We start from the raw sequence: 9,445 nt of genomic DNA on the forward strand, positions 1-9,445 counted from the left end.
ATTATTCCTCTTTTTTCTTGCTCGGCCAGAACGCGCTCATCAGTATCCGGGCCGTTCCTTCCAGGGCCTTGAACCAGCCCGACCGCATCCGGGAGGTGAAAGCCTCCACCTCCTCCTCGACGCGGTAGGCCAGGACCTCGACGGCTTGGGCGCCCTGTTTGATCTTGCGCAAGGTGATGATCAAGAACGCCAGCAGAAACGAGAGCTCCACGGTCATGATGGCGACGCAAACGGCGATGAAAACAATCAAAGCGTTGGATGTCATCTTTGTTCCTTATGAAAACATGAATTGCAACGGCGGGCGGAGCCCGCCACGCTTATGCCCATAAGGATATGCGTTGGACATAATGTGCTTGCGGTTGCAGTATAACTTAGAAGTCCGGCCAATGCAAGACCTCGGACAAAATGATAGTATGGACTCCATGGATTTCGATCTGGAACCCCGCCATCTTGAGATTCAGCGCAAGGTCCGGGAGTTTTGCGAGCAAGAGGTCATCCCGAGGGCCCAGGAGAACGACCGCAAGGAGGCTTTCCCGTGGGATCTCATGCCCGGGCTGCGCCGCCTGGGGCTTTTAGGCATCGTTTTCCCCAAGGAGTACGGGGGGCAGGCCTTGGACGCGATCTCCCTCTGCCTCATCCTGGAGGAGTTGGGGCGTGCCGACGCGGCCCTGGCCCTTACCGTTGAGTCCCACAATGGGCTTTGCACCAACCATCTCTTTCTGCACGCGAGCGCGGAGCAAAAGCGCAAATACCTGCCGCGCCTGGCCACCGGCGAGGTGTTGGGCGCCTGGGCTTTGACCGAGCCCCAGGCGGGCTCCGACGCCGCCTCCATCCGCACCAAGGCCGTGCTCGAGGGCTCCCGCTGGGTGATCAACGGCTCCAAGACCTTCACGACCCAGGGGTCGGTGGCCGGCGTGTACGTGGTTTTCGCCCAAACCGGGGAGCATCCCTCTGGGGGGAGGGGGCTGACCGCCTTTGTCATGGAGAAGGGCACCCCGGGCCTCAACGTCGGAAAAATCGAGAAGAAGATGGGAATCCGCTCCTCCGACACCGCCCAGCTTCACCTGCAGAACGTGCGCCTGTCCCAGGACCATGTGGTGGGAAAACCTGGCCGTGCCTTCCGCGACGCCATGACGGTGCTCGACGGCGGCCGGGTGGCCATCTCGGGAATTTCCGTGGGCATCGCCCGCGCGGCCCTCGAGGAGGGGATCAAGTGGGTCAAACCCCGCCAGAAGGAGTACGGCATCCGCCCGAACTCTGCGGGGCTCACCGCGGCCCAGCGCACCTTGGCCCAGATCGCGGCCGAGGTGGACGCGGCTAGGCTTCTGGCCCTGCGCGCAGCCTTCCTCCTTGACGCGGGCCGGCCCTATTCCCGGGAGGCTTCCATTGCCAAGCTCGTGAGCGGGGATTTGGCCATGCGCGCTCCCACGGAGATATTGGACGTGATCGGGCCCCACGGGGCCTCCTTCGATTGCCCGGTCCAGCGCTTTTTCCGCGACGCCAAGCTCTACCAGATCGGGGAGGGCTCGAGCCAAATTCAGCAATTGGTGATCAGCCGGCTCCTCTTGAGCGAGGCGGCGGCCGAGCGGGTCTATGCCTGAGGCCAAGGCCGACTATTCCCAGACTTTGAACCTTCCCAAGACGGATTTCCCCATGAGGGGGGATCTGCCCAAGAGGGAGCCCGGGATACTGGAACTCTGGTCCAAGATCGGGCTTTACGAGGCCCTGCGAAAGAAACAGCAGGGCCGGCCCCTGTTCGCGCTTCACGACGGCCCGCCCTATGCCAACGGCGGCATCCACATCGGCCACGCCTTGAACAAGGTCTTGAAGGACATGGTGGTCAAATCCCGCGCCGTCATGGGCTGCCGCACCCCTTATGTGCCGGGCTGGGACTGCCACGGCCTTCCCATCGAGGCGGCGCTCTTGAAGGAGCTCAAGATGGGGAAAAGGGGCGTCAAAGACATCCCCGCCTTTCGCGCCCAGGCCGAGGCATTCGCCGAGCGCTTCATCTCTCTCCAGCGCGAGGAGTTCCGTCGCTTGGGGGTTCTGGGCGACTGGGAAAGACCATACAAAACGATGTCCAGGGAGTACGAGTCGCGCGTCCTGCGCGCATTCCGGCTGCTTTTGAAGGGGGGCTACGTCTACCGGGGACTCAAACCCGTGTATTGGTGCGTCTCCTGCGAGACCGCTTTGGCCGAGGCCGAGATCGAGTACAAGGACAAGGCCTCTCCCTCGGTTTTCGCGGCCTTCCCGATCGAATACCCTAAGGAGCTGTCGGGCGCCGAGGTCCTGGTGTGGACCACGACCCCGTGGACCTTGCCCGCCAATATGGCCGCGGCCTTCCATCCGGAGCTTGAGTACGTGGCGGTCGAGGCAGAGCGGTCCGACTGGGCAAAGCCCAGGATACTGCTCCTGGCCAAGACCAGGCTCGAGGCCGCGATGAAGGCCTTGGGGGCCAGTCCCAAGGATATTCTCTACACCTACCGCGGCAAGGACTTGGCCCCCAGCCACCCGCCGGACAGGCGGGCCAACTTCGTCTACCGCAAGCCCTTCGGCGGCGGGGAGGGGATTGGGGTTCTGGCCGAGTACGTGAGCGCCGATGAGGGCACCGGGATCGTGCACACGGCCCCCGGCCACGGGGCCGACGATTTTCATACCGGCCAGCATTACGGCCTCGACATTTTCTGCCCGGTGGACGCGTCGGGGCGCTTTACCGAGGACGTTCCTGAGCGCCAGCTCCTGGAGGGCAAGGCGATTTTCTCCGAGGGAAACCCGATCGTCGCCTCGGCCTTGAAGGAGAGGGGCCTTCTCCTTGCCGAGGCGCAGATTCAGCACAGCTACCCGCATTGCTGGCGCTGCAAGAATCCCATCGTGTTCCGGGCCACCGAGCAGTGGTTTTTGAGCGTAAATTTCAATAATCTGCGCGACCGGCTCCTCAAGGCCGTCGGGGAGGCGCGCTGGATTCCCGAGGCGGGGCGGGACCGCATCTCCAGCATGGTTGAGCTCCGGCCGGACTGGTGCCTGTCCCGACAGCGGGTTTGGGGGACCCCCATCCCGGTGCTTTTCTGCGCGCGGTGCCATCATCCCCTGAAAGACGACGCGGTCCTCGAGGCAATCGAGAATAAGGTGGCGGCCGAAGGGGACTCCTTCTGGTTCGAGAATTGGGGGGTGCATGTCACCGAGAAGATTTGGGACTTCCTTCCTCACGGCTTGACTTGCCGCTGCGGGTCTTCGGAGTTTCGCCGCGAGACCGACATCCTGGACGTCTGGATCGACTCCGGAGCCTCGTGGCTGGCCGTCCTCGAGCCGGAGGGCCAAGCCCCCTGCGACCTCTACCTCGAGGGCTCCGACCAGCACCGCGGCTGGTTCCAGAGCTCCTTGGTCCTCTCGGTCGCGATCGCGGGTAAGGCTCCCTACAAGTCCGTGCTCACCCATGGCTTTGTCTTGGACCAGCAGGGCCGGGCCATGCACAAGTCCGCCGGCAACGTCGTGGCACCCCAGGAAGTGATCCAGAAGATGGGGGCCGACGTCTTGAGGCTTTGGGTGGCCCTTTCCGACTACAGCGACGACGTGCGGATTTCAGATAAGCTCCTGGAAGGTCCTGCAGACTCCTACCGCAGATTTAGAAACACCGTGCGCTACCTCTTGGGCAATCTCTCGGACTTCGACGCGGCCAAGCACGCCGTTGCCTTCGGAAAGCTCCCGGAGCTCGAGCGCTACATACTGCACCGCCTGGGGCTGCTCCAGAAAGGGATGCTTGAGGACTACCGCGAGTACCGCTTCCGCCATGCCGCGCGCGCGCTGGTGGATTTCTGCTCTTTTGATCTTTCCGCGTTCTACCTCGACATTTTGAAGGATAGGCTCTACACCTTCGCGCCCGACGATCCCTCGCGCCGCGCGGCCCAAACCGCGATGGCGGAGTGCCTAAAAAGGCTTCTCATCCTGGCTTCGCCCATTCTGTCTTTTACTTCCGAGGAGGCGTGGCAGTATTGGGCCCTGGGAGGGGAGGCGAGCGTGTTTTTGGCCGACCTCTCCGAGATCGCTCCGGAATGGGAGAACCTCGCCCTTTCGGAGCGCTGGGAGGCGGTGCGCCGGGTGCGCGAAAGGGCACAGAAGGCCCTCGAGGAGGCCCGGGGGGCCCGGAAAATCGGTTCCTCGCTTCAAGCCAAGGTGGTTTTCAAGGGATCCGCTCCAGGGGATGATGCCCTTCCCATCAATTGGCCTGAAATACTGCTAGTCTCCCAAGTGGAGCATCTCAAGGGGCAGGGAGAGCTCGAGATCGAGGTTCAAGCCGCCGAGGGCGCCAAATGCCCGCGCTGCTGGAGATACCAAACCGACATCGGGGTCTCGGCCTCCCATCCCGAGCTCTGCGGCCGCTGTGCTACGCATCTGTCCCGGTGATGTTCCGGGCGCTGGCGGTGGTACTTCTGTTTCTGGCCGACCGCTTGACCAAGTATTGGGCTCTTCACGTCCTCAAGGCTCAATACTCACTTCCGGTGCTTCCCTTCTTCCACCTGACCTACATCGAGAACACCGGCGCCGCCTTCGGGGTCGGAAACGGCAAAAACTTAAACTTCTTTTTCATCGTCCTCACTTCCATCTTGACCGGATTTCTCTTCTACATGCACAAGGCCTGGGCTCGGAAGAACGCCTGGGTCGCCGTGGGCCTGGTCTTGGTCACGGCCGGGGCTTTGGGGAATTTGTACGACCGAGTATTCTACGGCTACGTGGTGGACTTCCTCGACTTCCGGGTCTGGCCCGTGTTCAACCTCGCGGACTCCTGCGTCACGGTGGGGGCGGCCTGCCTGGCTTGGGGGTTGAGAGGAGAGTAGACTTATCCACCCCACTTCGCGGCGAAGTTCGGTGGATAACCGCTATTTGTTGCTATCCAAGGCCATGGCGTAGCCCCCTATCGTGCCCAGCGTTCCGACGAGCGCCATCCCGGCGGGACCCCCGAAGAACAACCCCAGTATCCCCGCGTAGGTCGCCATCTTGGCCGTGTATATCGGAATGACCCAAGCGTTCTTGTCCTTGGCGGGCGGGTCTTTGTGGTTGGGATTCTTTGGGCCGCCGATAGTTGGAGGCCCCGACGGCTTTCCCGGGCCGGTCGGCGGCTTGACGTCGGGAGGGTTCTTCGCCTCGTAATCGCGGCATAGGAGCTCGGCCTTTTCTACCTTGGGCTGGTCAACGTCCGCCTTCACGGCCGCTCCCTCGGGGGAAGTTGCGTTCACCGCCTGTTTGCCGCGCTCGTTTTCTCCTTGAAGCTGGGGCAAGGCCTTTGGCCCTGTGGGCTGCGCCGGCGCGCCCTTTTTCTCGCGTAGAGGGCAGTAGTAGCCTAAAATGTTGTTCTGCGTGATCCCGCGGCGCTTGAGAGAAGCGGGATAGTCCTTCTCCGGGATTGCCTTGTCCAAGATGTCCTTGATTTTTGGGAAGACCTCTTTTTGCAAGGCTCCGACGCGCGCCTTTCTCTTTTCCTTGTCCGCCTTGGAAAGCTCTATGATCTCTTTTTTCGCCTTCTCCAAATCCGCGTCATTCTTCGCTTTCTCGATGATATTCTGCTCCACGAAGGCCTCGACCACGGGATTGGCGAAAAGGTCGCTCAAGGCCACGGCGAAGGGGTCCTTGTTGAGGTCCTCGGTGCGCTTCAAGAGGCTGCTTAGCTCGGTCGGGGCGTATTTGGAATCCTTGTAGCCGTCGAATTCCACCTTGATGGCGGCCCGCCACTGAGCGATGAAAGGGGGAAGTTTTTGCTTGTCCTTGGCGGCCTCGTCCAGGAGCTTCTGGAAGCGCGGGTAATCGGAGGCCAGGCGTTTCTGGATGTAGGCCGCTTCCATGGCCGCGAGCTTATCGTCCGCCTTTGACGACTGCTTGTAAGTATTCAGGATGTCGGCGATCTTGCCGCGCCAGCACCCGGACTGGACGGGAGAGGCATTGAGCGCCTTGCACCCCGCGGCATAGCTGTCGTAGGAGGTCTTAAAGAGAGGCTCCTGGGCGAAGCTTTCTATGAGAGCCGACTCGAAGGCGCTCAAAGGCTCCTTGTCCTCCTTGCCTTGAGGTTCCTTGGGCGGCTCTCCGATGGAGTCGAGCCCGCCTTCGACCTTCTTGGGGTCGAAGGAAGCCTTGCTCGACTTCATGTAGGCGTCGAGCTCCCTCTTTATGGCGTTGCGGTAGAGATGGGCGGGCTTTGCCGGGGCCAATAGCTTCGGCGCGCGCTTCTGCACGTACTTGGTCTCGAAGGCTTCTGATTTGTCCGCCTTCGGGCCGGAGGCTCCCATATAGCCGAGGACGAAGTTTTGGATGAAGGCGTTCCAGGCTTTGAGCTCATCATTCGGGGTCTTGCCCGGAGCCGGAACTTTCTCCAATTTCGACTCCACTATGCTTTTGGCGAGAAGTTTTTGGTAAGCCCCGAGGCTGCTTTTGTCTATGCGGGAGATGACCGGATCAATCTTGGGCTTCGGTTGAGGTTTTGGCTTGGGCGCGGGCTTCTTTGCTTCGGCTTTAGGTCGGTCCTTGGTATTTTTTGCAGGCGCCGCAGGCCCCAGGCAGGGTAGGAGCAGTATCGCCGCGGCGGCATAAATCACTCTTTTCATGGTGTTTTAGTATAGCCCAAGAAGCCGGAGCGGGACAGGGGCGAAAGGCCCATCTGGAACTGGGCCTTTAGTCCTACGGCGGCGGGGGCGCCCATCAGTCTCCGGGCTCCAGGGGCAGGTAGAAGCTCGCGTCGTAGTCCTTGCCCGGCCGGCGCGGGGGCAAAAAGAAGCATTCCCATCGCGAAAAGACAGGGGTGAAGCGTCATGCTTGGAAGCATAGCCCATGAACGGGATTTTCGCCATAGGCCCTAAGGCCCAACCCCCGTGGCCTGAAGGGCCCAAGGCAAGGCTCCGATCCACCTGTATAATTAATCAATGAGGAATATCACTGGCAGTGTGGCTTTCCTTTTGATGATAACCGGCTCGGCTTGGGCCGATGGAGGGCAGGCCCGCCGGGTCCAGATTTTGAACCGGCTTGCCTCCTACCAGCCATTGCGCCAGCCCATCGAGTTCGCCGTCTCGTCTCTGCGCGGGACATCGTTTCCCGGTGAAGCCAGGGAGGCCTTGGACGTGATGGACGCGGCCGCTCGGCTCCGGCCCGCCCCTTTGATCCCGCGCACCCGCGCCGCCGCATTTGGTTTCAGGGTGGCCCTCGCGCTATTGGCCCAGCCCGAAGAGGTTTTGCGGGAGGTCAACCATCTTCCGCCCGGATTGGGGGAATTGACGCCGGTTTTGAGGGGGCATTCCGACGCGGTGGAGCGCCTCTCTCGCATCGCCGCGTTTCATGGCTTTATCTCGGAAGATGGAATCGAGCAAATGGAGAGGCAAGGCAGGCGATTCTTCGACGCCGCGACGGAGCTCGAGCCGCTGGCCATCGAACGAGGCGCCGGGGGCTGGCGGCGCCTATTGCCGTTTCTTGCGTTTTCTTACCATAGAGGGGTCGAGGAGGCAAAGATGGGGAGGAGCCAGGTGCTGATCGATTTCAGCCCCGTCATGGTGGATCCCGCCGACACCGGGGGCGTGGATGCTCGGCCGTATTTGGCGGCCCATGGGATATTGATCCAGGACATGACTTCCGGCACCCGCCTGGTGGTGCGGGACGCCCGGAGCTATTATGACGGGGACGCGGTCCAGGGCGTTATGGGTTCTAATGTCATGACCCAGCAGGGAAGCAATGAGCCGGTCTCGTTTGTCATGGAGTTCCTCGATGCCGGCCTTAGAGGACTCTCGGCGTCCATGCCCCTCTTTTTCGGTGACCCAGGGGGGATCACCTTGCCGAGCTTGGCGGTAAAAATTTTTGATCGGGCAGGGGATGAGATTTATTCCTTCAGCAGAAATGGGTCCGGCAGCTACGACCGCGTGATCAGGCCTGAAGGCTTTGCCCTCGCCCGGCCCGGCATTAAATGGGCGCGGTTTTTTTCAAGCAACCTCGGGACGGCTTTCAACGCGGCCTTATTCGACCGATTTCTCCTGGACTACTGACTTCTGTCCAACAGCCCCACGAGCTCCACGTGGGAGGTCTGGGGGAAGAGGTCCACGGGCTGGACCTTGAGGAGCTTGAAGCCGGAATGGCAGAGGAAGGACGCGTCCCGGGCGAAGGTGGCCGGGTTGCAGGAGACGTAGACCAGGCGTCGTATCTCGCGGGCGGTCAAGGCCTTGAGCACGGGGTGGCTGAGTCCCGCCCGGGGGGGATCGGCCAGGGCCGCCACGCGATCGGGGAACTCCTTCTTAAGCCGGGGCAGGGCCGCTTCCGCTCGACTGGCGGTAAAACGAACATTTTTGACATTATTTCTCTCGGCATTGGCCCAGGCGTCGCGGATAGCCTGCTGGTTTTCCTCTATGCCGATGATTCTGGGAAGGCCTTGCGCCGCCCAGAGGGTCAAGGTTCCGGCCCCGCAGTAGAGATCTAGTCCCATCTTAAAGTTGGGAGAACCTTCTCTAAGGAAGGAAAGGGCTGTGTCGTAGAGCTTTTCGCTGGCCCCGGTGTTGACCTGGAGAAAGGCCCCCGGCGAGACCAGGAAGGAGAATTTTCCGATTTTTTCCTCGATTTGCTTGGCGCCCCACAAGTGCTTCCACTGCTGTCCCAGAATGACGGACGTTTTAAGGGGTTGAATGTTTTGGTGCAGGCTTATGATTTCCGGGAACGCGCCCCTGAGCTCCTGGATGAATTCGTCCCTCTGGCGGAACTCCAAACCCTTGGTGACCAAAGCGGCCAAGGCCTTGCCTTGGCCGTTGGTCCTGACCAAAAGGTGGCGCAGCCAGCCATGGGCCGAGTCCTCGTCATAGACCGGCCAATCCCAGCGCTGCGCCAATTGCTTGATCTTGAGCGCGATTTTGACGGCAAGCTCGGGCTGGACCGGGCATGCCGAGAAGTCCACGATGCGGTGCGAGCCGGGGGCGTAGAAGCCTGCCAGCACTTTGGAACCAGGGCCTTTGCCAAGTCTCCCGAAGGGAATCTGGACCTTGTTGCGGTAGGCCCAGTCCTGAGGCGAAGGGATGGTTTCGAGCACCGGAACGTCGGGAAGCTTGCCGATGCGCCTCAAGGCGTCCAGGATGACCTCGCGCTTGTGCTTGAGCTGGGCCGGGTAGCCGAATTGCTGCCAGTCGCAGCCTCCGCAGGCCGGGACCGGGCGGGAGGGGTCGAAATGGAGCGGGCAGGGTGGAAGGATTCTCTCGGGGCCGGGCTCTAGTATTTTGACTATCCTGGCCTTGGCATAGCTCGATTTGGCCTCGATGAGCTCCACCTCCAGGCGGTCTCCGGGAACGCCGTGGGAGACGAAGATGACGCGGGAGGCTCCCTCGGCCCGGGCGATGGCCTCCCCTTCCGGGGCCATGCGCTCGACGCGGACGATCAATTTTTCCATGTAAATCGGTGACAGTATATCAATTACGGCCGGCCCGAGTTGACCACCGAA

At 61.5% G+C, this 9,445-nt stretch carries 7 protein-coding genes; 4 read left to right on the forward strand and 3 right to left on the reverse strand.

Features of this window, described 5'->3' with window-relative positions; genetic code table 11:
• Position 1 precedes the first annotated feature (1 nt).
• Positions 2-265: a hypothetical protein gene (locus tag HY921_03815; GenBank protein MBI5629994.1), complete on the reverse strand. Its 264-nt coding sequence runs from the start codon at positions 263-265 to the stop codon at positions 2-4.
• 157 nt (positions 266-422) lie between these two features.
• Between HY921_03815 and HY921_03820 the strand changes: the two genes are divergently transcribed.
• The 3 genes from HY921_03820 to lspA are packed head-to-tail and all read left to right on the forward strand — an operon-like array spanning position 423 to position 4,832.
• On the forward strand, positions 423-1,601 hold the full coding sequence (locus tag HY921_03820) for an acyl-CoA dehydrogenase family protein (protein MBI5629995.1): 1,179 nt from the start codon (positions 423-425) through the stop codon (positions 1,599-1,601).
• Positions 1,594-4,401: an isoleucine--tRNA ligase gene (gene ileS, locus HY921_03825; protein MBI5629996.1), complete on the forward strand. Its 2,808-nt coding sequence runs from the start codon at positions 1,594-1,596 to the stop codon at positions 4,399-4,401. Before HY921_03820 ends, ileS begins: the two co-directional genes overlap by 8 nt.
• Positions 4,401-4,832, forward strand: coding sequence for a signal peptidase II (lspA, locus tag HY921_03830; GenBank protein MBI5629997.1), 432 nt, complete (start codon positions 4,401-4,403; stop codon positions 4,830-4,832). Before ileS ends, lspA begins: the two co-directional genes overlap by 1 nt.
• A gap of 42 nt (positions 4,833-4,874) precedes the next feature.
• Here the strand turns inward: lspA and HY921_03835 are convergent, their stop codons facing one another.
• Positions 4,875-6,590 carry a hypothetical protein gene (locus HY921_03835; GenBank protein ID MBI5629998.1) on the reverse strand — a complete coding sequence of 572 codons (1,716 nt, stop codon included), beginning with the start codon at positions 6,588-6,590 and terminating at the stop codon, positions 4,875-4,877.
• A 315-nt stretch (positions 6,591-6,905) separates the two neighbouring features.
• On the opposite strand from HY921_03835, the gene HY921_03840 reads away from it, so the two are divergent.
• Positions 6,906-8,012, forward strand: a complete 1,107-nt coding sequence (locus HY921_03840; protein ID MBI5629999.1) for a hypothetical protein — start codon at positions 6,906-6,908, stop codon at positions 8,010-8,012.
• Here the strand turns inward: HY921_03840 and rlmD are convergent.
• Entirely contained in the window at positions 8,006-9,394 is a 1,389-nt protein-coding gene (gene rlmD, locus HY921_03845; GenBank protein MBI5630000.1) for a 23S rRNA (uracil(1939)-C(5))-methyltransferase RlmD, read from the reverse strand. The two genes, HY921_03840 and rlmD, sit on opposite strands and share 7 nt — an antisense overlap.
• Between the last annotated feature and the right edge of the window lie 51 nt (positions 9,395-9,445).

The organism is Elusimicrobiota bacterium (assembly GCA_016218575.1).
GTDB lineage: Bacteria > Elusimicrobiota > Elusimicrobia > UBA1565 > UBA9628 > JACRDN01.